The 25,431-nt window shown below is 41.9% G+C and carries 19 protein-coding genes and 1 pseudogene; 5 read left to right on the top strand and 15 right to left on the bottom strand.

Annotated features, from left to right (window positions below):
- Window positions 1-22: 22 nt before the first annotated feature.
- Both ispF and trmD read right to left on the bottom strand, forming a co-directional pair.
- Window positions 23-508 (bottom strand): 2-C-methyl-D-erythritol 2,4-cyclodiphosphate synthase, encoded by a 486-nt coding sequence (gene ispF / locus V7K45_RS14640; RefSeq protein WP_335004528.1) that lies wholly within the window; start codon window positions 506-508, stop codon window positions 23-25.
- Between the two features lie 40 nt (window positions 509-548).
- On the bottom strand, window positions 549-1,292 hold the full coding sequence (gene trmD / locus V7K45_RS14635; RefSeq protein ID WP_335004525.1) for a tRNA (guanosine(37)-N1)-methyltransferase TrmD: 744 nt from the start codon (window positions 1,290-1,292) through the stop codon (window positions 549-551).
- Window positions 1,293-1,830: 538 nt separating this feature from the next.
- On the opposite strand from trmD, the gene V7K45_RS14630 reads away from it, so the two are divergent.
- Window positions 1,831-2,694, top strand: coding sequence for a cyanophycinase (locus V7K45_RS14630; protein ID WP_179068376.1), 864 nt, complete (start codon window positions 1,831-1,833; stop codon window positions 2,692-2,694).
- Between the two features lie 174 nt (window positions 2,695-2,868).
- Window positions 2,869-5,574 (top strand): cyanophycin synthetase, encoded by a 2,706-nt coding sequence (cphA, locus tag V7K45_RS14625; protein WP_335004743.1) that lies wholly within the window; start codon window positions 2,869-2,871, stop codon window positions 5,572-5,574.
- A gap of 45 nt (window positions 5,575-5,619) precedes the next feature.
- Here the strand turns inward: cphA and tatA are convergent, their stop codons facing one another.
- From tatA to V7K45_RS14580, 9 genes are all read right to left on the bottom strand, one after another.
- Window positions 5,620-5,793 carry a twin-arginine translocase TatA/TatE family subunit gene (gene tatA, locus V7K45_RS14620; RefSeq protein ID WP_196527662.1) on the bottom strand — a complete coding sequence of 58 codons (174 nt, stop codon included), beginning with the start codon at window positions 5,791-5,793 and terminating at the stop codon, window positions 5,620-5,622.
- A 534-nt stretch (window positions 5,794-6,327) separates the two neighbouring features.
- Window positions 6,328-7,722: an ATP-binding protein gene (locus V7K45_RS14615; RefSeq protein WP_335004523.1), complete on the bottom strand. Its 1,395-nt coding sequence runs from the start codon at window positions 7,720-7,722 to the stop codon at window positions 6,328-6,330.
- Window positions 7,723-7,918: 196 nt separating this feature from the next.
- The gene (locus V7K45_RS14610; RefSeq protein WP_335004521.1) at window positions 7,919-8,896 is read right to left on the bottom strand and encodes a chemotaxis response regulator protein-glutamate methylesterase; all 978 of its coding nucleotides are present in this window, start codon (window positions 8,894-8,896) and stop codon (window positions 7,919-7,921) included.
- A gap of 304 nt (window positions 8,897-9,200) precedes the next feature.
- Window positions 9,201-11,459, bottom strand: a complete 2,259-nt coding sequence (locus V7K45_RS14605; RefSeq protein WP_335004519.1) for a hybrid sensor histidine kinase/response regulator — start codon at window positions 11,457-11,459, stop codon at window positions 9,201-9,203.
- Between the two features lie 218 nt (window positions 11,460-11,677).
- Window positions 11,678-12,388, bottom strand: coding sequence for a chemotaxis protein CheW (locus tag V7K45_RS14600; RefSeq protein WP_335004517.1), 711 nt, complete (start codon window positions 12,386-12,388; stop codon window positions 11,678-11,680).
- A 9-nt stretch (window positions 12,389-12,397) separates the two neighbouring features.
- The gene (locus V7K45_RS14595; protein ID WP_335004515.1) at window positions 12,398-14,206 is read right to left on the bottom strand and encodes a HAMP domain-containing methyl-accepting chemotaxis protein; all 1,809 of its coding nucleotides are present in this window, start codon (window positions 14,204-14,206) and stop codon (window positions 12,398-12,400) included.
- 202 nt (window positions 14,207-14,408) lie between these two features.
- Window positions 14,409-16,067, bottom strand: a complete 1,659-nt coding sequence (locus V7K45_RS14590; RefSeq protein ID WP_335004513.1) for a methyl-accepting chemotaxis protein — start codon at window positions 16,065-16,067, stop codon at window positions 14,409-14,411.
- 804 nt (window positions 16,068-16,871) lie between these two features.
- On the bottom strand, window positions 16,872-18,143 hold the full coding sequence (locus tag V7K45_RS14585; RefSeq protein ID WP_335004511.1) for a CheR family methyltransferase: 1,272 nt from the start codon (window positions 18,141-18,143) through the stop codon (window positions 16,872-16,874).
- A gap of 21 nt (window positions 18,144-18,164) precedes the next feature.
- Complete coding sequence (locus V7K45_RS14580) at window positions 18,165-18,641, bottom strand: chemotaxis protein CheW (RefSeq protein ID WP_335004741.1); 477 nt, start codon at window positions 18,639-18,641, stop codon at window positions 18,165-18,167.
- A gap of 163 nt (window positions 18,642-18,804) precedes the next feature.
- Here V7K45_RS14580 and V7K45_RS14575 point away from each other — a divergent pair.
- Window positions 18,805-19,598 (top strand): annotated as a pseudogene (locus V7K45_RS14575) (Rpn family recombination-promoting nuclease/putative transposase).
- Between the two features lie 130 nt (window positions 19,599-19,728).
- On the opposite strand, the gene asnS reads toward V7K45_RS14575, so the two are convergent.
- Both asnS and V7K45_RS14565 read right to left on the bottom strand, forming a co-directional pair.
- Window positions 19,729-21,120 (bottom strand): asparagine--tRNA ligase, encoded by a 1,392-nt coding sequence (asnS, locus tag V7K45_RS14570; RefSeq protein ID WP_335004509.1) that lies wholly within the window; start codon window positions 21,118-21,120, stop codon window positions 19,729-19,731.
- Between the two features lie 2 nt (window positions 21,121-21,122).
- The gene (locus V7K45_RS14565) at window positions 21,123-21,485 is read right to left on the bottom strand and encodes a hypothetical protein (RefSeq protein WP_335004507.1); all 363 of its coding nucleotides are present in this window, start codon (window positions 21,483-21,485) and stop codon (window positions 21,123-21,125) included.
- Window positions 21,486-21,529: 44 nt separating this feature from the next.
- On the opposite strand from V7K45_RS14565, the gene V7K45_RS14560 reads away from it, so the two are divergent.
- Complete coding sequence (locus V7K45_RS14560; RefSeq protein ID WP_094328229.1) at window positions 21,530-21,808, top strand: DUF6439 family protein; 279 nt, start codon at window positions 21,530-21,532, stop codon at window positions 21,806-21,808.
- 53 nt (window positions 21,809-21,861) lie between these two features.
- Here the strand turns inward: V7K45_RS14560 and V7K45_RS14555 are convergent, their stop codons facing one another.
- Both V7K45_RS14555 and rlmD read right to left on the bottom strand, forming a co-directional pair.
- Complete coding sequence (locus tag V7K45_RS14555; protein WP_094348589.1) at window positions 21,862-22,311, bottom strand: ATP-binding protein; 450 nt, start codon at window positions 22,309-22,311, stop codon at window positions 21,862-21,864.
- 391 nt (window positions 22,312-22,702) lie between these two features.
- Window positions 22,703-24,109 (bottom strand): 23S rRNA (uracil(1939)-C(5))-methyltransferase RlmD, encoded by a 1,407-nt coding sequence (gene rlmD / locus V7K45_RS14550; protein ID WP_335004505.1) that lies wholly within the window; start codon window positions 24,107-24,109, stop codon window positions 22,703-22,705.
- A 190-nt stretch (window positions 24,110-24,299) separates the two neighbouring features.
- Between rlmD and V7K45_RS14545 the strand changes: the two genes are divergently transcribed.
- Window positions 24,300-24,785: an allophycocyanin subunit alpha-B gene (locus V7K45_RS14545; RefSeq protein WP_335004503.1), complete on the top strand. Its 486-nt coding sequence runs from the start codon at window positions 24,300-24,302 to the stop codon at window positions 24,783-24,785.
- Window positions 24,786-25,431: the final 646 nt, after the last annotated feature.

Genomic DNA, 25,431 nt, shown 5'->3' with positions numbered 1-25,431 from the left:
TTATCAGAGGTTAAAAGAAAAGTTATTCTGAAGCAACTAGCAAGATAACAGCATAAGCACATATACCTTCTTCACGTCCAACAGGGCCTAATTTTTCGTTAGTGGTAGCTTTGATGGCAATTTGATTTGGTTCTAATTTTAAAACCGCCGCTAGTTTGTCGCGCATGTTGTGAATATGCGGTTTTAATTTTGGACGTTCTGCTACTACCACCGAATCAATATTTCCCACCTGCCAGCCTCGATCCTGAATCAGTCGAGCTACTTGAGTTAATAGTACTAAACTATCTGCTCCCGCCCATTTGGGATCGCTAGGCGGAAAATAATGACCAATATCCCCCAAGGATAATGCCCCAAGCATGGCATCCATAATCGCGTGGGTCAGCACATCAGCGTCACTGTGCCCCAACAAACCCAGTTCATGGGGAATTTGAATTCCACCTAAAATCAAAGGGCGATCGCTCACCAGTTGGTGAATATCGTAACCATTACCAATACGAATTTTTGTCATTTGTTCATTTGCCATTTGTTCAGTTGTCATTTGTGTGGAGTTAGAAATTATTCTCCTCTCCCTGCTCCCCTGCTCCCTTGCTTCCCTGCTTGTCCTGCTCCCCCTGCTGCAATTTCTTCAGGAGATCGGGGCGGCGATCGCGGGTTTTTTGAATTTGTTGTTCGTAACGCCACCGGGCGATCGCGGCGTGATTTCCACTGAGCAAGACATCAGGCACTTTCAAACCGCGAAAATTGGCAGGACGAGTATATTGGGGATAATCCAATAACCCCTCCTCAAAACTTTCTGCTGTTAAGGACTCCGTTTTGGCCACAGTCCCTGGTATTAACCGCACTACACCATTAATTAAGGCCATTGCTGGAATTTCCCCACCAGTCAGAATAAAATCGCCTAAAGATACTTCACGAGTTACCAAATGCAGTACCCTCTCATCCACTCCTTCGTAATGCCCGCAAATCACTACTAACTGGTCATAATTTGTCGCCAATTCTTTCAAAAGAGGTTGATTAATTGTTTGACCTTGTGGACTCATCAAAATTACTTCTCTTCGGGGTAGAATCGGCAGCGACTCCACAGCGGTAAAAATAGGTTCTGGCTTCATTAGCATCCCAACGCCGCCGCCGTAGGGTTCATCGTCTACCTTTCGGTGTTTGTCAGTGGTAAAGTCCCGTGGATTAATCAGATGCACTTCGGCAATCTGTTTGGCTAAGGCTTTACCTAGCAGCCCAGAATTGAGAACAGAGTTAAAACAGTCAGGAAAAAGCGTAACTATATCAAAGCGCACAGTTATTCGTATTCGAGGACACTAATCTTAAATTTGAATGTCTAGCAAACACCAGCAAGCCAAGGTCGGGTTAAACTCCAGTTAAACTTTATCAATAGTATCTAAAACTACCAGACCTCCTGGATTTTAGATGGGATCAAAAGTTTTTCTAATTACTTAATTTATGTTTAAATGTTGTCACAACTACATTTAAATTAATAATCATATCAAGTTAACAACTTCCAGGATGCATCGAGCCAGCCTCAGAAAAAAGCGTAGTCTTAATTGCTCTTCCCCAACTATAAAGGGGGAATCTAGCCACTTAAAGACTATTTTGCCCTGCTGCAAGTGGACAGGTGAAAAACAAGGCGCTGGCTTTGAGGAATGGGAACAAACACGTTTAGACTGAGGCAACGCGAGCGTTAAGCGAGAATTTGGAGAGTGGCTTTCCCCAGTTCCAAACTTCTAAAAAGTGTCCTCTCAAAGATGCAAAGCGCAAAAATTATCAGGCAACTGAACCTTGTTAAATTCACCTGAAGTTGTTGACAGGAGAACCAAAATGCCGCAATTACAAGCTAAATCGCTAGAAATGAGGACACCCCAAGCAACTAAAACCGCCGTTCTGGTTATCGGAGGTGCAGAAGATAAAGTTCATGGGCGCGAAATCCTACGAACTTTTTTTGGACGCGCCGGTGCTAGTAAGGCTTATATTACAATTATTCCATCTGCCTCTCGCGAACCTGCCATCATCGGTGGTCGGTATATTCGCATTTTTGAAGAAATGGGTGCCCAGAAGGTAGAGATTTTAGACATCCGCGAACGAGAACAGTGTGAAGCCTCCCAGATCAAAGCATCCTTAGAAGCCTGTAGTGGGGTATTTTTGACAGGAGGAGACCAACTGCGTCTTTGTGGCGTATTGGCAGATACGCCAGCAATGGAAATTATTCGTCAGCGGGTGAGGGCAGGGCAACTAACGTTAGCAGGCACCAGTGCAGGAGCGGCAGTGATGGGGCATCACATGATTGCTGGCGGCGGTAGTGGAGAGACGCCCAATCGTTCCCTAGTGGATATGGCAACGGGTTTGGGGTTTATTCCGGAAGTAATCGTCGACCAACACTTTCACAACCGTAATCGGATGGGGCGATTAATTAGTGCGATCTCAGCTCATCCCGATCGCTTAGGTATTGGCATTGACGAAGATACTTGTGCTGTGTTTGAACGTGATGGTTGGCTACAAGTTATGGGTAAAGGCAGTGTCACCATTGTCGATCCCACTGAGTTGACCCACACCAACGAACCCCATGTCGGTGCTAATGAACCTTTAACCGTACATAATTTACGTCTCCATATCCTCAGCTACGGCGATCGCTTCCACTTGTACCAGCGGACTGTATTGCCTGCTGTACACCGAATCTCCAGCTGACGGGATAGAGTATCTGAGGTTACACTGAGTTGGCCGCACATTTATTATTTCTTACCGTACAAAAATGATAAGAATACCATGTAAAAAGAAAAAACTGTTTTTAATGAACAGTTTAGCGGTCAATTCCAGTAAGAAACTAGAATTTTGGTTCCGAATCTCCATCTACCTATTCCCATGAGAATCCTCAAGATCCAGACATTACGCGGCCCAAACTATTGGAGCATTCGACGCCACAAACTGATCGTCATGCGCCTCGATCTAGAAACCCTTGCCGAGACGCCCTCGAATGAAATCCCCGGCTTTTATGAAGGATTAGTTGAGGCGCTGCCGAGTCTGGAGGGTCACTATTGTTCGCCTGGCTGTCGCGGTGGTTTTCTGATGCGGGTCAAAGAAGGCACTATGATTGGCCACATAGTGGAACACGTAGCCTTAGAACTGCAAGAATTAGCTGGTATGCATGTCGGCTTTGGTCGTACCCGCGAAACTGCCACACCCGGAATTTATCAAGTAGTAATCGAGTACCTGAATGAGGAAGCGGGACGCTACGCTGGACGAGCCGCAGTACGGCTATGCCAGAGTATCGTCGATCGAGGCCGTTATCCCAAGGCAGAACTAGAGCAAGATATCCAAGACCTGAAAGACTTTATCCGTGATGCTTCTTTAGGGCCTTCTACGGAAGCGATCGTTAAAGAAGCAGAAAAAAGAGGTATTCCCTGGATGGCGCTGGAAGCCCGCTTTTTGATTCAGCTAGGCTACGGCGTGAACCAGAAGCGGATGCAGGCGACAATGACGGACAACACCAGCATTCTGGGTGTAGAACTAGCTTGCGATAAAGAAGCCACTAAACGTATCCTCGCTGCTGCTGGTGCGCCAGTACCCAGAGGTACAGTAATCAACTTTTTAGACGATTTAGAACAAGCCATTGAATTCGTTGGTGGCTATCCCATCGTCATCAAGCCCTTAGATGGCAATCATGGGCGTGGGATCACCATTGATATTAGAACTTGGGAAGAAGCTGAAGCTGGGTATGAAGCTGCCAGACAAGTTTCTCGGTCAATTATTGTCGAAAGATATTACGTTGGGCGCGACCACAGGGTACTAGTGGTAAATGGAAAAGTAGTAGCAGTAGCCGAACGCGTCCCGGCTCATGTTATTGGCAACGGCAGATCCACTATTGCCGAACTGATTGAAGAAACAAACCTCGATCCAAATCGCGGTGAAGGACATGATAACGTCCTGACCAAGATTGAACTAGACCGCACCAGCTACCAGTTGCTAGAAAGGCAAGGTTATACCCTAAATAGCGTGCCACCCAAGGGTACTATTTGTTATCTCAGGGCAACAGCCAACTTGAGTACAGGTGGTAGTGCCGTTGACCGTACCGATGAAATTCACCCAGAAAATCTCTGGTTAGCACAACGAGTAGTCAAGATAATCGGTTTGGATATCGCCGGACTCGATATCGTCACCACAGATATTAGCCGTCCTCTACGGGAAGTGGATGGCGTGATTGTCGAAGTTAACGCCGCTCCCGGTTTTCGGATGCACGTTGCCCCAAGCGTGGGTATTCCTCGCAACGTCGCTGGTGCAGTGATGGATATGCTGTTTCCTAACGAGCAATCTAGCCAAATTCCCATCCTTAGTATCACGGGTACTAATGGCAAAACCACCACTACTCGACTACTAGCACATATTTATAAACAGACTGGGAAAGTAGTGGGTTATACTACTACCGATGGTACATATATCGGTGATTACTTAGTAGAATCTGGCGATAATACAGGCCCTCAAAGTGCCCACGTCATCCTCCAAGATCCCACAGTAGAAGTAGCAGTACTAGAAACAGCTCGCGGTGGCATTCTCCGCTCTGGATTGGGCTTTGAAGCCGCCAATGTAGGAGTAGTATTGAATGTAGCCGCAGACCATTTAGGAATAGGCGATATAGATACCATTGAGCAGTTAGCTAACCTCAAAAGTGTAGTGGCAGAAGCTGTATTCCCTGATGGCTATGCGGTACTTAATGCCGACGATCGCCGCGTCGCCGCTATGTCAGAAAAAACTAAGGCTAATATTGCTTACTTCACCATGAATCCTGATTCGGAATTAGTGCGAAAGCATATCCAAAAGGGTGGAGTAGCGGCAGTATATGAAAATGGCTATTTGTCAATTGTTAAAGGTGATTGGACACACCGCATAGAAAGAGCCGAAAATATACCTTTAACAATGGGCGGACGTGCGCCGTTTATGATTGCCAACGCTTTAGCAGCAAGTTTGGCAGCGTTTGTGCAAAACGTCACAATTGAGCAGATTCGTGCTGGTTTGAAGACCTTCCGGGCTTCAGTTAGCCAAACACCGGGACGAATGAATCTATTTAATTTAGGTAACTACCACGCCTTGGTGGACTATGCCCACAACGCCGCTAGTTACGAAGCGGTAGGTTCCTTTGTGCGGAACTGGACTACAGGACAACGAATTGGCGTAATTGGCGGCCCAGGCGATCGCCGCGACGAAGATTTTGTTACTTTAGGTAAATTAGCAGCGCAAATTTTTGATTACATCATCATCAAAGAAGACGATGATACACGGGGAAGACTACGGGGATCAGCTGCCCAGTTGATTATTCAAGGCATCACGGAAGTTAAGCCTGATAGCCGTTATGAATCAATTCTAGATGAAACCCAAGCGATCAATAAAGGCTTAGACATGGCTCCTGATAACAGTCTGGTGGTAATTTTGCCAGAAAGTGTTACTAGGGCTATTAAGTTAATTAAGCTGCGTGGTTTAGCGAAGGAAGAGACACACCAACAAAATCCCGGCACAACTGTCATCGATTCCCAAAATGGGATCGCACCTTCTTCTGTTGTTAATACCTTGCTGTAGTCAGGAGGAGTCAGTGCGCTGACTCTTGTATTCTGACTACTTTTATTATTGTTTTTCTTCTTCCTGATTGGTTTCCTCACTGGGAGTTTTCATCTCCTCTTTAAAACCTCGTAAGGTTTTGCCTAGTGCGGTTCCCAGTTCGGGAATTTTTTTTGGCCCAAAAATTAGAACAGCGACTATGGTGATTACAGCTATTTCTGGCCATCCTAGTCCAAACATATAAATTTCCTCTAAGGCATCTGTAATTAAATATAAACATTGATGGCTCAAATCTGATGAGTTCGCCACTTATAAGCGCTTGACCCCATAGAAGAACATACTATAGCAATCCGATTCATTTCTGAACTTCTTTGCCTTGAATTTGCGGATGGTAGCCAGAAAACAACCTCAAATGTATATACCAGCAATTCTCATAATAAGAGTAGTTATCAATAGTTTAAGAGTGATAACAGTATTATTAGTATTATATTTTACTTGTTTATTTGGAATTGCCATTACAGCTTCCTATTTGACTTCTTGGATGAGGGTTTGGCTTTGCACGACTTCTTTTAAGACTAGCGTTACTCATCCCATACACGCAAACGGTAGCAAATGATTCATAATTCATCATCAAGATTCGATGATATGAATTCTCGATTCCGATAAACAAGTGCGATCGCATCTAAGTAGATTATAAATTTATTAACTTATAAGTAAATCTTTGTTGAAAGATGAATCAAGTCTTAAGGAATAATTCTCCGGCGAAGTCTTAATTCAAGTTTTACTTTTATGATTAACAGCTAATGCTATTGGAATTTCGATCGTAAATTCCGTTCCATGAGCAAGTTCAGACTTTAGCTGGATATTTCCCTGATGTTTCTCAATAATTTGATGGCTAATTGCTAAACCTAGTCCCGTTCCTTTGTTGATAGGTTTAGTTGTAAAAAAAGGATCGAATATCTTGCTTTGAATCTCGGAATCTATTCCGTCACCGTTATCTCTAAATGTAATTATGACTGTTTCTAATTTAGTTACTTCAGTCTGAATCACTATTTGCTTTTGGATCTGACGATCTAGCTCTAGTAAAGCATCAATGCTATTACTAAGGATATTCATGAATACTTGGTTTAGTTGTGCTGGATAACATTGAACTGGTGGGAGATTTCCATATTTTTTAATAATCTCAATTTTTGGTTGTAGTCGATGATTTAAAAGTAATAAAGTACTTTCAATTCCTTCATGAATATTAACAGCTTTTTTCTCGGACTGATCGAGTCGAGAAAAGTTTTTTAGGGATAGCACGATGTCACGAATCCGATCGGTTCCTATCCTCATGGATGAAAGAATTTTTGGTAAATCATCGACGATAAAATCAAGATTAAAGTCACCAATTTTTTCTTCAAATAAAGAATACGAATCTGGATGTTCTTGTTGATATAGTTGGATTAAATTTAAAAGACAGTTTACATGGTTATTAAGATGATTAAAATTCCCGTGAATAAAATTAACAGGATTATTAATTTCGTGCGCTAAACCTGCAACCATCCGACCCAAGCTAGACATTTTCTCTGTCTGGATCAATTGAACTTGGGTAGTTTGTAATTCTCGTAAGGTATTTTCTAACTGTTGTGCTTGAAGTTGGGCAGTAGCAGTTGCAGTAGTGAGTGCTTTGAGGTTATTGTAAGCTTTGGAATGATAACGAATGCGGGCTATTAACTCAACTGGATCGGGTAATTTAATTAGGTAGTCATTGGCACCTTCAGTAAAAGCTTCTGCTTTGAGCTTTGCTTCTTCTTTACTGGATAGCATGACGATCGGAATATCACGAGTTACTGGATGAGAGCGAAACCAACGCAGTAACATTAATCCATCGATATCTGGCATGATCATATCCAAGAAGATTACCGTTGGTTCTATGGCGATCGCATCTTGAATAGCTTTAGCTGGATTGCTTGTGTAATGAAGGGAAATATCTGTTTCTGTCGCAACCATCCGACGGAAGGCTTCGCTGATAATTACTTGATCGTCAATTAGCAAAAGCCTCACTGTGGATATTTTAGCATCCAGAATAAATGGCGCAGCTTGTGGAGTTTGTGGTTGACTCCAGTTTGGTGATAATTTTACTGTCTTTGGAGATATTTCTAAGAGTGCTGTTTCTTGCAGGCTCATTTAGCACCTCTAAATAGGTCTTTGTTTTCAATACTACAAACTAGTCAGTTAAATATACTAGTCTGTAATTGTCGCAATCATATCTCAGTAATTTAAATTGTTAGTGTTTTGCAATACTTCGTAAAGGTAGTTTAAGTATTTGCTTTCATGCACATCTTGCGATTAGAAGTATAATAAAACACTATTTAATTAAGTATTATGCCGTAAACTTGATGCAGGCTGATGCGATCGCCTCAACTGGCAAAACCTCCACCACAGCTTTTAATTCTACGGCTACTTTCGGCATACCATAAACAACGCAAGTTTTGCGGTCTTGAGCAATAGTATGCCAACCTGCTTCGCGCAATTGTTTTAAGCCTTGAGCGCCATCTCCACCCATCCCCGTCAGCAACGCCCCAACCCCTTTTTCAGTCCAATTTTTAGCCACACTGTTGAAGAAAACATCAACTGATGGACGATAGGAAAAATGTAGTGGTTCTTTGTCATAGCCAAAGGTGAGGTCGGGACGCATCACTAAATGAAGATTTGTGCCAGCAAGCAGAACTTTACCAGGCTGTGGTGTAGAACCTGCGATCGCTAGTTGCACAGGCATAGGAATTTGCTCGTTCAACCAGGCGGCAAAACCTTGGACAAATTGGGCATCTATATGCTGAACAATAACCACAGCCGCCGAAAAGTCTTGGGGAAATTGGCAGAGAATAGTTGTCAATGCCTGGGGCCCACCAGTGGAAGCCCCGATAACAATTAGGGGTGGAAGTGATTTTGAGTGATGGACAGGCAGCGATCGCCGATGTGAAGATTTGCCAATTAAACGGGCGATCGTGGCAATTTTATTTAGTAGCCCATCATCACCTAAAATTGGCGTATTGATGGCATCCAAGGCTCCATAGCCCATTGCTTCAAAAATCTTGGCAGCATAGCGATTAACGCTAGCTGTTACCATCACAATCGCGCAGGGAGATTGCCTCATGATATGCCGTGTAGCTTCTACTCCATCCATACTGGGCATCAGCACATCCATCAAAATCAAGTCAGGAGTATCAGCCGCACACTTACTCACAGCTTCCGCACCATCGTAGGCAACCCACGCCAGCTTGTAACCTGGTATTTTTACCACAGCCCGCCGCAGTACCTCTACAGCCATGAACATATCGTTAGCGATCGCAATTCTCACAGGCTATACCATTTGGGATTGTCAAAGGTTTATTGCTAATTTTCTTTGTGGTTGGTTCCTTGATTTCTCAATTTAAAGTTGACACAATAACTATCGGTTAAGGCAAGAGACGCGATAAATCGCCGTCTCTACAAAAGATTTGGATCTATAATTTTCATCAAAAATACCTTTAACTCTTACTTTTTAACTTTTTCCTAAAATCTGATTCGGAATTAAAAATGTAAAACCCGAGAAGTATTGAATAGTATTGTCTGAAAAGAAAGATTTTTAATCCAAAATCCCAAATCTAAAATCTAAAATTGGTTTATGCTTCTCCAATTAAATCAATCACCGCTTTTAACAGAGTGTCATCATGAAAGCTGCTCTTAGTTAAGTAGTAGTCTGCACCTGCTTCTAACCCTTGCAGTCGGTCTTCTTCCCGGTCTTTGTAAGAAACGATAATTACAGGTATTTGCTTCAACTTGGCATGAGTTTTTATCTGGCTGGTAAGTTCAAAGCCGTTCATCCGGGGCATATCAATATCTGTCACCACCAAGTCATAATCGCCGCTGCGGATTGCATTCCAACCATCAATACCATTAACCGCCACTTCAGCTTTGTAACCGTTGTTTTCTAAGAGTTTGCGCTCCATTTCGCGCACAGTGATCGAATCATCTACCACTAACACTCGCTTGTAAGTTTTGGTAACTGCCTGATGAGTAGACTGATTTACCTGAGAAAGTTGTCCGGTGGAAAATACCTTCGCAATGGAACGTACCAAATCTTCAACATCGACAATCAACACTGGGGAACCATCATCCATGAGGGCGGCGGCGCTAATGTTGGGGACTTTACCAAGGCGGGGATCTAAGGGGCGGACAACCAAGCTGCACTCGCCGAGAAACCGATCTACAACTAATCCATAACGATTGAGGCGATCGCTAATTACAATCACTGATAGCGATTCTATATTCACCGCAGGCGAGGCTAACTCTAAAACTTGACTTGCTAAAATCAACTCCACAGGTTGATTATTTATGACGAAAAATGGGCGATTTTCCGATACAGCAATCTTAGACTTCGATAATATCAACACCTGTTCAATGCGTGTGAGTCCAAAAGCATAAGGTTCGCCAGCAATTTCCACCAACAGGGTGCGAATCACAGATAGTGTCAACGGTAACTGCAAGTGAAAGGTCATACCCCTTCCCAACACAGAAACCGCCCGCAGCGTACCGCCAACTTCCCGCACTGTACTATGGGCGATATCCAGCCCCACACCTCTACCCGAAATTTCAGTTACAGTTTGGGTTGTGGAGAAACCAGGTAAAAACAAAAACTCCATCAACTCAACTTCGGTAAGTTGGGCTGCCATTTCCGGGTTTGTCAGTTGTTTGCTGATGACTGCTTGGCGCAAAAACTCGATATCGATTCCCCGTCCATCATCTGCAACGGTGATAAACAGCATTCCGGCGCGATGGGTAACTTCAATACGAATAATTCCTTCTTCTGGCTTTCCTGCTGCTAAACGATCCTGGGGTAGTTCAATCCCATGATCGATCGCATTCCGCAAGATATGAGTCAACGGAGCTTCCAGACGTTCTAAAATATCTCGATCTACCAAAGTAGACTTACCAACGATTTCCAGTTTCACCCGTTTACTCAATTGTCTCGCTAAGTCGCGCACCATCCGGGGAAATCCCTGTCCGCCATCCGCAAAGGAACACATTCGAGTAGCGATAACTTCTTGATATAGGCGCTGGGCAAGGTTAGCAGAACGCTGAGAAAATTGTTCTAGTTCGTTTTGGCGATCGCTCATCATCTGGTAACATTCGTTAGCTTTTTGATGAGTTGCACTCAAGGTTTCTTTAATTTGCCCATTTAGATGATAGTTGCCCAATAACTCCTGCAACTTCTCCAGCAGATTGGACAATTCCCCCTGATTGCTTCTTAGTTTCAGCAAAGAGTTAGCAAATGGTTCTAATAAATTCGCCTCAACTAAAGACTCTCCTGCTAAACCCATCAAGCGATTCAGATTTTCAGTACTCATTCGCACCGCCCGATTTTGGGTGATGCCTAGTTCTTCTAACGGGGATGGGGAAATAAGGGTTGTCTGTTGGTTATCTTCTAACTGCGCTGTTGTCACTAGGGGATGAATTTCTGTAGAGGTTGCCTCTAGAGTTAGGATATTAGCGATCGCACTCACTAACGATTGAATGCCAACATCTTCTAACACCTGCAAATTTGGGTTGGCTGTAACCCTTTGAGCTATACGCAAGAGCATATCTACCCCTTGCAACAATACATCAATGCGATCGGCAGTTAAGGTAACTTTTCCCTCTTGAGCTGCCACAAAGCAGTCTTCCATGACATGGGCAAGGTTGACAGCCGGATCGATTTGGACAATTCGGGCAGCGCCTTTAATGCAATGGGCTGCCCGCATTAAAGCTGCCAATTCTGGTTGGGGATCGGGCTTAGTTTCCAGTGCCAACAGGCGATCGTTCAATACCACAACTTGAGCTTTTACTTCCATGTTGAATAAATCAAACAAGGAAAGATTGCTGACATCAAATTCTTCTAACATTACTGCACCTTCCTAGACACACCGATTCATTAATCCTGGAAGAACCTCTCCCCCTACCCCTCTCCTACGAGGCTACGGTGTACACACAAGTCTGAAATAGTTTACTCACCTGGTTTTTCGCGTCAGTTTTACCCCACCCTAACCCTCCCCTTGGAAAGGGGAGGGAACTAGATTCCTGTTTCCCCCCTTTATAAGGGGGGATTAAGGGGGTAATTTGATTACAGCACCTTCCTAGCTAAGGTGGTGAATAACAATTCATCATCCAAATAGCTGACAGATCGCTCCATTTGCGATCCGCTAGGTTGCCAGTGAAATAACCCTTTTGTATAAGTTTGAGTCAGACTCTTAGGCGGATCTTGTAACTCATCCCGGTGAAATCGGTGTACTCCATAAAGTTCATCTACACCAAACACCCAAGTTTTATCTGCTTTTTCCAGCACCACCATGCGCGAATACACCACTGAACTGAGCGTTTGTACTTCTGTATCGGCAGTTTCCAGATTCAACAGATCGCTCAAAGAAATACACAATCGCAATTCGCCTCGGATACTTACCAATCCCCGCAAGATTTGGTTGCTGCGATGCGGTAGGGTATGAACCACGCTGGGAGGGGAAATTTCTTTGAAGATTTGGGCAGAAAGTGCCAACCATTCTCGTTGCAGACGAAAAATCACAACTGTGATTTGAGTGGTGGCTAAAGTAGCGGATATCTGGGAATTTTCATCAGTTCTAGATTTAGCTAGTAAGTCAGTCCACTGATGGCGATAATCTTCAGGTATGGAGCGCTCTAGTAGATAGCGTCCAGCAGTAGAGTAAACGGGGCAATTGCGGCAATGGGTATAGGTGGCTAATTGCGGACAAGAGCGATCGCCCTCAATGCCGATAAAATTCCAACAACGTTCAATATTTAATGGCGTAGCGAGGTTCATAAGGGCTGCTCAAGAGAATTGGTGCAGGGGTATAACGTTTTCTGCTTGCACCTGAAAGCGGGCAATTTCTTGACGCAATCCCTGCGCCACTTGGTTAAGTTGGGCTATGGCATGATTAATTTCCCGCAAAGAATCCGTACTTTGCACAGAGGTACTGCTCAACTGCACCATCGTTTCACTAATTTGTTGCGCTCCCACAGATTGGGTTTCCATACCCTGGTTGACAAACTCAAATCGCGGATTCAGGTCTTGCACTTGCTGGATAATTTGCCCAACCTGTGTACTAATACTGGCAACATCTTCTATATTCCGCCCAACTTCTGCGGCAAACTTGTCCATTTCCATCACACCTGTAGAGACTGACGATTGCATCTGCTTCACCATCTGCTCAATATCGAGGGTAGCAACGGCGGTTTGATCTGCCAGTCGGCGAATTTCTCTAGCAACCACAGCAAAGCCCAAGCCATACTCTCCAGCTTTTTCGGCTTCGATCGCAGCATTTAACGACAGCAGATTCGTTTGGTCTGCCACCTTGGTAATTGTGACGACGATAGTATTAATGTTATTTGCCTTTTCGCTAATTACTCCCAATCGGGCAGCGATCGCATTAGTGGCTTCTGCTAACTGCCGCATAGTGGTTTCCATCCGCACTATATCTTTTTGACTATCATTCGCTGCTGTAGTTGTGATTTGGGAAATGGTTGCAACTTGTTCCATTGCACTTACTAATTCCCTAGAGGTAGCGGAAATTTCTTTGGTAGCGGCAGCTACTTCATTCGTAGAAGCTACTTGCTCAATAAGCGTCCCTTCTAATTGTTTACCCGAAGCTGCTATTTGAGTCGCTGAGGAAGTAACCTGTATGCCTGAATGCTGTACCTGACGAATCAGAGTGTTCAGATTCTGAGTCATAGTTTGGAAAGCACTTAATAGTCTATTCATTTCATCTTTGCTGTTAGAGTCAGCCGCAATTTTAGTTGTTAAGTTTCCCAGAGAAATTTGCTCTGCAACTCTAATAACACTAAAAATCTGAGAAGTAATTTGTCGAGAGATTACAAACCCAAGAGTAATCGCAGTTATCGGGCCAATGGCAATTCCTACAGAAATCCAGAAAATACTGCGAGCCACATTCTGTTCGACTTCTTTTTGTGTATCTGATATGAAGCCTTCATTGAAACTTAAAAGTTTTTTTGCCTGTTCTATAGTTGCTTTAAATAATTTTTCTTCCAGCTTTTTTGTCTCAGAATCAATTTCATTACGTAATTCAAATCCCTTTTTTATATTGGCTGGAATAGCTTTTACTTGCCCTTGAAGAATTAGTTCCAGTTGTTTCCTCCAAGGATTCTTAATTCCATTTTGATTTATCCTTTCTTCAATTTCTAATACTTTTTCATGGACTTTTTTCCAATCTTCCAAGTGTTCTTTAAGTAAATTATATATTTTTAATTCTTCTTCAGTGGATGGAGTTGCGTCGTACTGTGCAATACCTTCGTTAATCTGTTTCCAAGCGTTCTGAATTTCAGTGATTACACTCTCTCTTTCACTAACAGTAATTTCCGGATTAAATAATAATCGTTCTGCGGATTGAATTTGTGTCTGACCTTCCTTAATCTTCCATACCCCAGACAAGCTGGGGATGTTATTTAAGGTTAGTGAGTTAATTGACTGATTTAACTCGTTGGTAACGAACCATGCCAGCAAAGCCATTACGAATACAATCAGTCCTATGAATAAAAATGAACCGATCAACCGTGTTTGCAAGGTGATGTTTTTGAACATTAGATATCCTATTGTTCCTCTGTTGCTGTAAAACGCGTTCATCTCTTAAAATTCCCAAATTACAAACAAGATCAACAGTCTGCATTTTTATTTTGAAACAAATTATTTAAGCCTATTTACGTTGCGTAATACCGTTTTTTTTGGGAAACTGCATATAACCCCCCAGCGATCGCCGTGGGGTATTATTATGTGTATCTTTATACATAATTGGGATAATATAATTTGGTTTATTTTTTAATTAGATTTATTGCTGACGAGTTAAATCGGAATATTCTTTTTTCACTTGAAAGCGGGCAATTTCTTGACGCAATCCCTGCGCCACTTGATTAAGTTGAGCTATGGCATGATTAATTTCTCGCAGAGAATCCGCCGTTTGTACTGAAGTGCTACTCAACTGCACCATCGCATCACTAATTTGTTGCGCTCCCACCGACTGGATTTCCATACCTTGGTTCACAGACTCAAAGTGAGGTGCCATGTCTTGCACTTGTTGGATAATTTGCCCAACTTGAGAACTAATGCTGGCAACATCTTCTACACTCCGTCCGACTTCAGCAGCAAACTTGTCCATCTCCATCACACCTGTAGAGACTGACGATTGCATCTGTTTTACCATCTGTTCAATGTCAAGGGTTGCAACAGCAGTTTGATCTGCCAGTCGGCGGATTTCTCTAGCAACAACCGCAAAACCCAAACCGTATTCTCCAGCTTTTTCTGCTTCAATAGCAGCATTTAACGACAGTAGATTTGTTTGATCTGCCACTTTCGTAATCGTGACAACAATATTGTTGATATTATTCGCCTTTTCACTAATTACTCCCAGTCGAGCTGCAATGGCATTGGTAGCTTCTGCCAACTGCCGCATAGTGGCTTCCATGCGAACTAAATCTTTTTGGCTAGTGCTAGCAGCCGTCGTCGTGATTTGTGAAGTAGTTACAACTTGTTCCATAGTATTTACCAGTTCCCTGGAAGTAGCTGCAATTTCTTTAGCAGTAGCAGTTACCTCATTCGTAGAGGCTACTTGTTCGGAAATTGTCGCTTCTAATTGTTTACCAGAAGCGGCAATTTGAGTAGCCGAAGTAGTTACCTGAATACCTGAATTTTGCACCTGAAGTATGAGGTTATTCAGGTTAGAAATCATATTTTTCAGCGCAGCCATTAACTTGCCAATTTCATCATCTGAGGTAACTTCAACCTGGGTTGTCAAATCACCCGCAGAAACCTGCTCTGCTAGACTAAATGCCGACTGTAAAGAGCGACTCAAGGAAAGACTGAGGACGCGGACAATAATTAGTGATACAACGAATGCAACAATCATAATACAGAAGAAAGTAGCGAAATTAACAAAATTAGCAAATGCCTGAAATTGACTTGTTTGCTTTTGCCTCTCTTCTAAAAGTTGCTCTTCTATTTGCAGCATTTCATTCAGATTTTGCCTGATTGCATCCATAATTTTTTTGCCTTTATCTGAAATAATCAGGGCTAGTAGTTCTTGTTCTTTGCCAGCCTTCTTGAGAGCTATTGTTGCTTCTAGCTCACTCACTTTTTCTTGGGATAATCTATCAAACTCATCTAAATTATTGATTTGTTTCTCATTGTCTGAAATCTTTTTTCTTAATTCTTTAAATTTATCCTTAATTTTATTTTTAGCAACTTCATAAGGTTCTAAATATTCTGGTTTGTTTGTAATAATAAATCCTCTTTGTCCAGTTTCGGCATCAACCAAGATTTTTTCAATTTCTTTTAAATCCAATTGTACTGAATAAGTATGCGTTACTAAAGCATTAGAATCAGTTAAAGAATCGTTTGCTGATTTGGCGAAAAAACTAGCAATGCCTGTTAATATTACAATGATTCCAAATCCACCCATGACAAATTGGTTAATTCTGATTCCTTGTTGCATATACTTTTGAGATTTTACTTTTTATAAATAGGTGTACTATGGCAAAAATTTAGAAGATAGAAGAAATATTACTTATTTCATCAGTTTTTTAAAACAATACGCTTGGTTTTTAGAGACGCGATAAATCGCCGTCTTTACAAGTGTTTTAGTCTTATCTGAACGTATTGCTTTTTAAACTAGATAGCTATTTTTCCCACGCTGTCCTTAATGTATGTTTCTGGATAGATAGAAATTACTTTAGGTTTGCTAAATTAGCCAATTAGATTTTTTGCAAAAGTAAGTTTTGCAAGAAGCCAGTGAAGCTTATATGGATAGGGGCATACAGATTTACGCAATTACAGCCAATTCATTTGTTGTAAAGATTTTTGAATATGATATCAAAATTCTTTGGAAACACTTGCAATTCCTAGAGTTCCCAAATAATGAACCGGATTAACAGTTCACATATTCAATTTTGAAACAAATTATTAAGCACTTTCTCACCAAAAAATTGCTGATACTATTTATTTGTGAGGCTACGCCAAATTTTCTTTCTTTGCGCCTTTTGCGGTAGCCTGCGCCAAGCCGCTTTGCGTCTACGTTCCTTATATAGTTTGGTGCATCTTCATACAGAATTGGTATGAATAACTATTATTTTCTCAACATTTAAAAAGTACTATATATCTCAATACTTCTCGGTTAATGGGAAAAGGGGAAGGGGAAAGGGGAAAGAAAAAACCTTTAACCTTTACCCTTTAACCTTTTCCCCAAACCCAATTCTAATTTAAAATGCTTAACCGAGCAGTATTGCTATATATCTCTATTTCATTTTTTCTTTAATCGGTGAATTCGCTGCCAAAGGATATTTGCGCTACCAGTCTTTCCTTGATGTTCTCTGAGTAATGCCAAATGAATAAGTGCCTCTTCATGGGTAGGTTGCAGGTATATTGCTTTTTGAAAAGATTGTTCTGCCTGCTCATTTTGTGCCATTGCTTGCTGCACTTGACCAAGTAGAAGATACGCTTCAATACTGACCTGATTTTGATTAAGATAGTCGTTGCATAATTTAGCAGCCTCATTCAACTGACCTTGATTAGCTAAGTTTCTGGCTGTTTCTAACAAATTTATCTTCAGGTCTTTTGGTAATATGGGGTTTTGAGGAGGAAGATTCAATCTCGCTTGTGCGGCAAACTTGGAATGGTTTTTGTTCGGTAGTTGTCGCTTGTTGAGAACATCGATATTTTTGCTTGTAAAGTCTTGTTTCTGAAGATTGGGATGATGATTTTTACGAATATTTTCGCACCTTGGGGACTTTCGATGAACAACTACTGAATCTTGACGAACTGAAACAAATTGAGTTTTAAATAATAACCAAGCTTCAGCATGTCCAACAAATAGCAAACCTTGTGGGTTTACCAACCTTTCTAGAACTCTAATAGTATGTACCTTGGTGACACTATCAAAGTAAATCAGCAAGTTACGGCAAAAGACAATATCGTAGGGCGGCGTACCCAATAAAAAATCGGTATCTACTAAGTTACCGTGCAAAAAATTCACCATGCATTTCACCTGTTCACATAAGTGATATCCTGCCTCAGTTGGCTGAAAATAGCGCTCTTGAAAAGATTGGCTATTGCTACGAAACGAGTATTGATGGTAGATTGCTCGTTGAGCTTTTAGTAGGCACTTGTTGCTAATATCAACAGCATCGATGTGAATGTTCGCAGGGTTCAATCCTGCTTCCAAGAGAGCGATCGCAATGGAATATGGTTCTTCACCCGTTGCACACGGTACACTCAAAACCCGCAGTACACTCTGGGGATTTTTTGGCAACCATTCAGATAATACGTAATGCTTCAGAAATGCAAAAGACTCTGGTTCTCGAAAAAACCAAGTTTCTGGAACAATTACACTGTCAATCAGTGCTTCCCATTCCTGAGTAGATACCTGTAACTTTCCCAGGTAGTGAGCAATATCCGTGATGCCACAATCTGCCATGCGTTGATAAATTGCGCTAGCGATCGCATCAGCACCAATAGAATTTGCATCTAAACCAATCTTGCTTTTTAGTAAAGCTTCAATAACAGATTGTGCCATTTATAGAGTCTTCAGACCAATCTAAAATCTAGTATTGTGATGACTTTCTGGCAAGAGATTGACTTGCTGCGCTTCTGACAACAAGTACTCAATGCGAAGGCACTGAATCATCCCTCGATCATCTACAATCATTTTGCCCAAATATGGCGCTGTATCTATCTGGATATTGGGATTAACAAATTCAGACTCAGATTTATGTAATGTTTCTACAACTTGCTCTGTCATCAAACCCAAAATATAGGGAGCCTGAAGTTCTGTATTATTACTCCCCCAATAATTGACTAGGACAATTCTAGTACTCAGGTACTCACTGGAAGGTTTACCACGCATCAACTGACATAAATCGATTACTGGTACAATCCGTCCCCGATAGTTAAAAACACCAGCAATATGCTCAGGCTGCTGGGGCAAAGTTTTGAGTACAACAAGTGGTATTACTTCTATAACCTGTCGGCTTTCTATGGCATATCGCTCATTTCCAATGTTGAGAAGTAACATTAACACTAATTTTCATCTCCAGTGCTAGCTTTTGTATTACTTATAGACTATGCAAAACGCCTATAATGTGTAGTAATAGTAGGTTGGGTTAATGCAAGGAAACCCAACACTAACAAATTTAATTTTTATCAGCAATACGTGATACCCATTTTTTAAAGTTGCCATGTATGACAATATCTGTAAATTCATTGCTGAAAACTTCAAAGATGACTTGGCAACTTGGTTACTAGGTTCACCGATTAAATTAACAGAACTTAGCCCTACGGAATTATCAAGCGAACCAATTCGCGCCGATTCATTAATATTATTGCAATCTAATGATTTAGTTCTACATACCGAATTTCAAACCGATCCTGACGAAGATATTCCCTTTCGGATGTTAGATTATCGAGTTAGGGTTTATCGCCGCTTTCCTAACAAAGAAATGCGTCAAATAGTAATCTATTTGAGAAAGACAAATTCACAATTAGTCAGTGAAAACACTTTTAGATTAAATAACACTTACCATCAGTTTGAGGTAATACGCTTGTGGGAACAACCGACAGACAGGTTTATGAGCATTCCAGGGTTATTACCCTTTGCCGTGCTAAGTCAGACAAACGATCCTACAATGGTATTAACCCAAGTAGCCAAAGCGATTGAAGCAATTAGCGTAGGCTAGCCCGCCGCAGGCATCGCCAGCTACAAAGAAATATAGCTGCTGCCAGTGGCATCTTAGCAGGTCTGGTATTAAAAAAAGATGTAATTAGCAAGATTTTAAGGAGTGAGATTATGCGCGAATCAGTCATTTATCAACAAATCCTAGAAGAAGGCGAAGCTAAAGGTGAAGCAGAAACAAGAAGAAAGTTGGCTTTAAATTTGTTGCGAATTGGCATGAGTTTAGAACAGATTGCTCAAGTTACTGAATTATCTCTTGAACAAATTCAAGTTTTACAACAGGAGATTCAAAATTCTTAATTTTAATTAATCGCTTTAAAAAATACGTGGCTATACAAATAAAACCCGCGAATGCGGGTTTCAAAGTTTTTATTAATCCGCGCAGACGGAATTGGTTTGTATAGACGCGATAACAGGTCTAAAATTTAACCTAAAACTCAGCACTTTGTGGTGTACGCGGGAAGGGAATCACATCACGAATATTTCCCATACCAGTTATAAATTGCACGAGTCTTTCAAAACCCAACCCAAAACCAGCGTGTGGAACAGTACCATAACGACGCAAATCCATATACCACCACAAGTCTTCTGGCTTTAACCCTTGCGCTAACACGCGGCGTTCTAATACTTCTAGGCGTTCTTCACGCTGGGAACCGCCGACAATTTCGCCAATTTTTGGTGCGAGAATATCCATTGCGCGGACGGTTTTTTCATCGTCGTTCAAGCGCATATAAAAAGCTTTGATTTGCGCTGGGTAATCTGTGACAATTACTGGCTTTTTAAACTGTTGTTCAGCTAGGTAGCGTTCGTGTTCTGATTGTAAATCTAAACCCCAACTCACAGGATATTCAAATTTAACATCAGCTTTTTCTAAAAGTGCGATCGCTTCTGTATAAGTTAACCGTTCAAACTGATTATTAATAATATTCTCGGCTGTTGCCAATACAGATTTATCAATGCGTTCATTGAAAAATTCCATATCTTCTGGGCAAGTTTCCAACACATATTTAAAAATGTGTTTGAGAAATGCCTCAGCTAAATCCATATCGCCTTCTAAGTCACAAAAAGCCATTTCTGGCTCAACCATCCAAAATTCTGCTAAGTGGCGGGAGGTGTTGGAATTTTCTGCACGGAAGGTAGGGCCAAAGGTGTAGACGTTGCTAAACGCCATCGCCATCACTTCCGCTTCCAACTGGCCGCTAACTGTTAAATATGTGGGTTTAGCAAAAAAGTCTTGGCTGTAATCTACTGCTTGATTTTCTGTGCGGGGAATATTCTTTAAATCCAAACTGGTAACGCTAAATAGTTCACCCGCGCCTTCGCAGTCGCTAGCGGTAATTATGGGTGTGTGTACCCACAAAAAGCCTCTTTGTTGGAAAAATTGGTGAATTGCTGTCGAACAAGCATTTCTGACGCGGAAAACTGCACCAAAGGAATTAGTGCGCGATCGCAAATGTCCAATGGTTCGCAGAAACTCAAAGGAATGGCGTTTCTTTTGCAGAGGATATGTATCGGGATCAGCTTCACCGAAAACTTTCACTGTCTCGGCTTTCAACTCAATCCGTTGTCCTTTACCTAGAGAAGCCACTAGTACCCCTGTCGTTTCGACAGCAGCACCTGTATTCAGTTTTTTCAATATAGCTTCATAATCTGGCAAATCCTGATTAATGACGACTTGCAAATTAGCTAGCGATGAGCCGTCATTGACTTCAATAAAAGCAAACCCTTTGGACTCGCGCTTCGTCCGCACCCAACCTTGAACTTGGAGGGACTCATCAGGTTGACCACTTCGCAATATTTCTGCAATCCGTCGATTTACCATATTTACCCAGCATAAGACTTTAATATCCAGCCTATGATAACGCCCATTCCACCAAAGCGGACGACTTGCCAGAAAGGTTTTTTGAGGCTACGCCAAGAAAATAACTGGCTTTCTAAGTTCACTTCTAGCCTTTCCAACTGCTGTTGAATTTGCCGTAACTCTGCTTTGATTTCTGGTGTCTGAGATTTATTGTGCTTTAGTTGATCCCGGCGCTGTTGCCATTGTGCCTGTTGTTGGCGATCGCGTTGCACTTGATCGTAACGTTCTCTTAAGGATAAGAGCGATCGCTCTACTTCCTCTAGTTCTTGTTCAAAATCTGGTTCGGGATTTTCTGCTGACGGCTGTGATTGTTTAGGCGGCTTCATTTACAAGTAGTAAAGTAGAAGTAAATGCAAATGTGCCAATAGTTATGTCCCAATCTACCCAGCTGCCGAAAACCAGTCAACTGAATGAACTTAGTACTCTAGAACTTGCTCAAGCCCTCATGGAAAGACTAAGCATTTCCCCTAACGATTGGCATCGCCTCAAGTCTAACCGCAATTCCCGCGCTAATGAACAAGTGGCAGCAGCTATTGTCTATCTTTTAAAGAATCAGCCACAAGAAGCTCAAGCTAGATTAGAACAGGCAATTGGTTGGTTAGATCGGTCTATTTCTGCCCCTCCCTGTCCAACTCACGGGAAAAGTTAGGAGTTATGAATATTATTCAACTCCTAACTTTTAACTCCTAACTCCTAACTACATCATCGCCGCAGAGATAATCCCCGGCGATTTTCCATTTGTTTACAAAGTCTCAATTCTGTGCCTTTACGGTTCCACTCTACCTGATCAAAAATTTGATGCAGAAGACATAAACCACGACCATTTTCTGACTCATCTGGTGGAAGATAGTCTGTTGGTTCTTCATTACTAGTAGATGAAGGAGTAAACCCACTACCTTGGTCTGATATTATCCACCAATATTGATTATCTATTACGGAAAAACGAACTACGACTGTTTTACTCGGATCGAGATTATTACCATGTTTAGCTGCGTTGACTAGGGCTTCTTGAAGTCCTAGCCGCAGTTCTGCTTGTAATCTTGCTGGAATTTCTGCCAACAATAAATCTAAGATGGGACAAAGGTAGAGGGTTGAGGCAAAACTAATAGTGCCCCAATAACGTCCAACTGGACGGAGTGAAATAGTAATCACAAGAGAAACCCCATAGCTTTCAGTTAGCTAGACATCAGTTTGCTATTACAGTCACCCTGATAAAACTTGAGGTGGTCATGCTGCCTTCAAACTTGCGTCTTTAAAACTAAATTTTGAAAATGCTAGGGAGCATTGGCTCTATAACTATGAATTGGAATTGTTTAGGTATATATCGGCTGGAATAAATTTGAGAATGAGGTCAGCAAATTAAGAATATGCTGGTAATTTTAGAGAGTATTGGCATACTCTTGTTAGTTGCCGATTTATAATTTACGCAATCTTCTTCATGTTTTTAAGAACCCATGCAACTTGAATTTATTTAAACAAAAGGAATTTTTATTTTTGGCTTAATTCAATTTTAGCATCTTTAGTATGCACTAGACTAAAATTTTCAAATTTCAGTTTTTTTGAAGGAATTACTACCCTTGTCAAAATGTGATAGCACAAGAAAGGCGGCAGTTTCAACATGAGCAGTTTGAGGAAAAAAATCAGCAGGTTGTACCCGTGTGATGGTATATTGCCCATCTTGACAAAGCAATTTCAGGTCACGGGCGAGGGTAGCTACTTTACAGCTGACGTAAACGATCCGAGATGGTTTCAATTGCCGTAAAGTATCTATGACTGCGCGATCGCACCCCTTACGTGGCGGATCGAGTATTACTACTTCTGGTATTGTGCCCATTTGGGGAAGCAATTTCTCTACTGCCCCGACAAGGAAAGTCACATTATCAATTCCGTTGCGGTGGGCATTCAAAATTGCTTGTTCTACTGCTGCTGCTTGCACTTCCAATCCTGTAGCAATACGTACTTTTTTGGCGAGGGGTAAAGTTAAAGTTCCAATCCCACAGTAGGCATCAACTAGGAACTCATGCCCTTGAAGATTGAGTTCTGATTGAATTACCTGTAATAGTGCCTCTGCTGTTTCGGTATACACTTGGAAAAATGTATCTGGGCGTACTTTAAATTCCAGTCCAGCAAAATTTTCACGCAGGTGGGGTACTCCAGCGATGCAACGGGTTTCTGATCCAAAGATAGCATTTGTGCGATCGCTATTGCGGTTGAGTGACACTCCTACTAACTGCGGATAACGCTTTAACCATTCCTGCGCTTGGGTTTCAATTCCTGATAAATTCCAGTCCTTTACCACCAAAGTCAGCAACATTTCTCCAGTATGTCGGCCAATGCGTAAACCGAGATGGCGAATTTTTCCTTGGTGGCGCTGTTCGTCGTAAATTTGCCAACCTTGCTGTTGAATATCCTGCTTAACTTCGGCAAGTAAGGGATTTAATCGCGCATCTTGGACTGGACATTGGTTTAAATTAATTAATTGGTGACTACCTTTTTGGTAGTAACCAGCTTGTACCTGTCCTGTTGCCGATAGCGAGAAAGGATATGTAGATTTGTTACGGTAGCCGAGAGCAGAAGGAGCAGCAAGTACCGGATCTACTGGTGGTTGGATAAAACCGCCAATGCGCTCCATTGCTTGGATAACTTGATTTTGCTTGGCTACTAGCTGGTAATCATAATCAATATGCTGCCACTGACAACCACCACACTTATCCGCCACAATACAACTAGGTCGGATACGGTGGGGAGATGGTGACAATAGCTCCTGGAGCTTCCCGTGTCCGTATTTTGGTTTAACGTGTACCAAGCGAACAAGGGCGCGATCGCCTGGGACAGTATCTGGGACAAACACTACACGATCATCAGCGCGTCCTACACCATCGCCTGTATCACTCAGGTTAGCGATCGTCACTTCGATTAATTCACCCTGTTGCCAAATTGTTTTAGTCATTTGTCATTTGTCATTTGTCATTTGTTATTGGGAATTGGGAATTAGTTATTTTTTCTTGCTCCCCCTGCTTCCCCTGCTCCCTACTCTCCCCAAATAGATAAATTCAATACATAAGTAACTCCGATCCCTTCACTTGTGTACCTCCAACTCGCTAAACTAACAGATAATATTTCAGGTGATTTCAATCATCATGACTGTAATTAGCCAAGTTATTCTCAAAGCCGACGACGAACTGCGTTATCCCAGCAGTGGCGAACTTAAAAATATCAAAGACTTTTTGCAAACCGGCGTACAACGGACGCGGATTGCGGCTACCTTAGCCGAAAACGAAAAAAAGATCGTTCAAGAAGCAACTAAACAACTTTGGCAGAAGCGTCCTGACTTTATCTCCCCTGGAGGTAATGCTTACGGTGAACGCCAACGTTCTCTATGTATCCGTGATTTTGGCTGGTACTTACGCCTAATTACTTATGGTGTACTTGCCGGTGACAAAGAGCCAATTGAAAAAATCGGTTTGATTGGTGTGCGGGAAATGTACAATTCATTGGGCGTTCCCGTGCCTGGAATGGTAGAAGCGATCAATTCCCTCAAAACAGCCTCTCTTAGCTTACTGAGTGCGGAAGACGCTGCCGAAGCAGGACCTTACTTTGATTACATCATTCAAGCGATGTCTTAAGACAAAGTGTGTGCTGGTTCTAGGAATATAGTTTCGGTCTACTAGAGTGAGTGCGAGGTATTAGCACTCGATAGGCATAAAATCCCCAATTTGATCATACCTTCCCCACATTTGGTAGTGGCTGTGGCAAAATCTCTGTCAAGTTACCGACCAGTTGTGGGGAAATTTTATAGATATGGGCATTGGGCATGGGGCATTTGACTAATGACCAATGACTAATGACTAAGGACAAATACAAAAAACCGACAGTCCTTGATTAAGGCTGTCGGCTATTAAGTGTGTTCCCTATTAATGACTCGGCTAGAGTTCAGTTGTCATTAATTATGCCTAGTTACCAATCGCTGGGAGACGATCCTAATCATCGATATGTGTGATTCTCGTCACTTGATTGTTACATCTAAACTGCATATACCCGAATAATCTCTGAGTGAGACTAGACTCACGTAAGTAAAGGAGCTAGAAATTTCACTAAGATTAAAAAATAAAGTTATCTTTACAGACTAAAGCATTTTGTGTGCTAGCGATCTTAAATTTTGTCTATCTTATGGTCGGAATAATCCTGTTGAGTGCATTCTGGGGTTGTACTACCCTTCCATCCAAGAAACAAGTTCGCTTGTAATAAAGGCTGTATAAGCATCTACTGCCA

Source organism: Nostoc sp., from assembly GCF_036917375.1.
Classification (GTDB): domain Bacteria; phylum Cyanobacteriota; class Cyanobacteriia; order Cyanobacteriales; family Nostocaceae; genus Nostoc.
The sequence above is the reverse complement of the archived record's forward strand: the minus strand, read 5'-3'. Positions and strand labels throughout refer to the sequence as shown.

Excerpts from the sequence above, each read along its gene's own strand:
- V7K45_RS14565 (WP_335004507.1), bottom strand. The coding sequence starts at position 21,485 with ATGAAGCCGCCTAAACAATCACAGCCGTCAGCAGAAAATCCCGAACCA.
- V7K45_RS14605 (WP_335004519.1), bottom strand. The coding sequence starts at position 11,459 with ATGTTAGAAGAATTTGATGTCAGCAATCTTTCCTTGTTTGATTTATTC.
- V7K45_RS14615 (WP_335004523.1), bottom strand. The coding sequence starts at position 7,722 with ATGAGCCTGCAAGAAACAGCACTCTTAGAAATATCTCCAAAGACAGTA.
- cphA (WP_335004743.1), top strand. The coding sequence starts at position 2,869 with ATGAGAATCCTCAAGATCCAGACATTACGCGGCCCAAACTATTGGAGC.
- asnS (WP_335004509.1), bottom strand. The coding sequence starts at position 21,120 with ATGGTAAATCGACGGATTGCAGAAATATTGCGAAGTGGTCAACCTGAT.
- V7K45_RS14630 (WP_179068376.1), top strand. The coding sequence starts at position 1,831 with ATGCCGCAATTACAAGCTAAATCGCTAGAAATGAGGACACCCCAAGCA.
- V7K45_RS14545 (WP_335004503.1), top strand. The coding sequence starts at position 24,300 with ATGACTGTAATTAGCCAAGTTATTCTCAAAGCCGACGACGAACTGCGT.
- V7K45_RS14585 (WP_335004511.1), bottom strand. The coding sequence starts at position 18,143 with ATGGCACAATCTGTTATTGAAGCTTTACTAAAAAGCAAGATTGGTTTA.
- rlmD (WP_335004505.1), bottom strand. The coding sequence starts at position 24,109 with ATGACTAAAACAATTTGGCAACAGGGTGAATTAATCGAAGTGACGATC.
- V7K45_RS14580 (WP_335004741.1), bottom strand. The coding sequence starts at position 18,641 with ATGTTACTTCTCAACATTGGAAATGAGCGATATGCCATAGAAAGCCGA.
- ispF (WP_335004528.1), bottom strand. The coding sequence starts at position 508 with ATGACAAAAATTCGTATTGGTAATGGTTACGATATTCACCAACTGGTG.
- V7K45_RS14590 (WP_335004513.1), bottom strand. The coding sequence starts at position 16,067 with ATGCAACAAGGAATCAGAATTAACCAATTTGTCATGGGTGGATTTGGA.
- V7K45_RS14600 (WP_335004517.1), bottom strand. The coding sequence starts at position 12,388 with ATGAACCTCGCTACGCCATTAAATATTGAACGTTGTTGGAATTTTATC.
- tatA (WP_196527662.1), bottom strand. The coding sequence starts at position 5,793 with ATGTTTGGACTAGGATGGCCAGAAATAGCTGTAATCACCATAGTCGCT.
- V7K45_RS14595 (WP_335004515.1), bottom strand. The coding sequence starts at position 14,206 with ATGAACGCGTTTTACAGCAACAGAGGAACAATAGGATATCTAATGTTC.
- V7K45_RS14560 (WP_094328229.1), top strand. The coding sequence starts at position 21,530 with ATGTCCCAATCTACCCAGCTGCCGAAAACCAGTCAACTGAATGAACTT.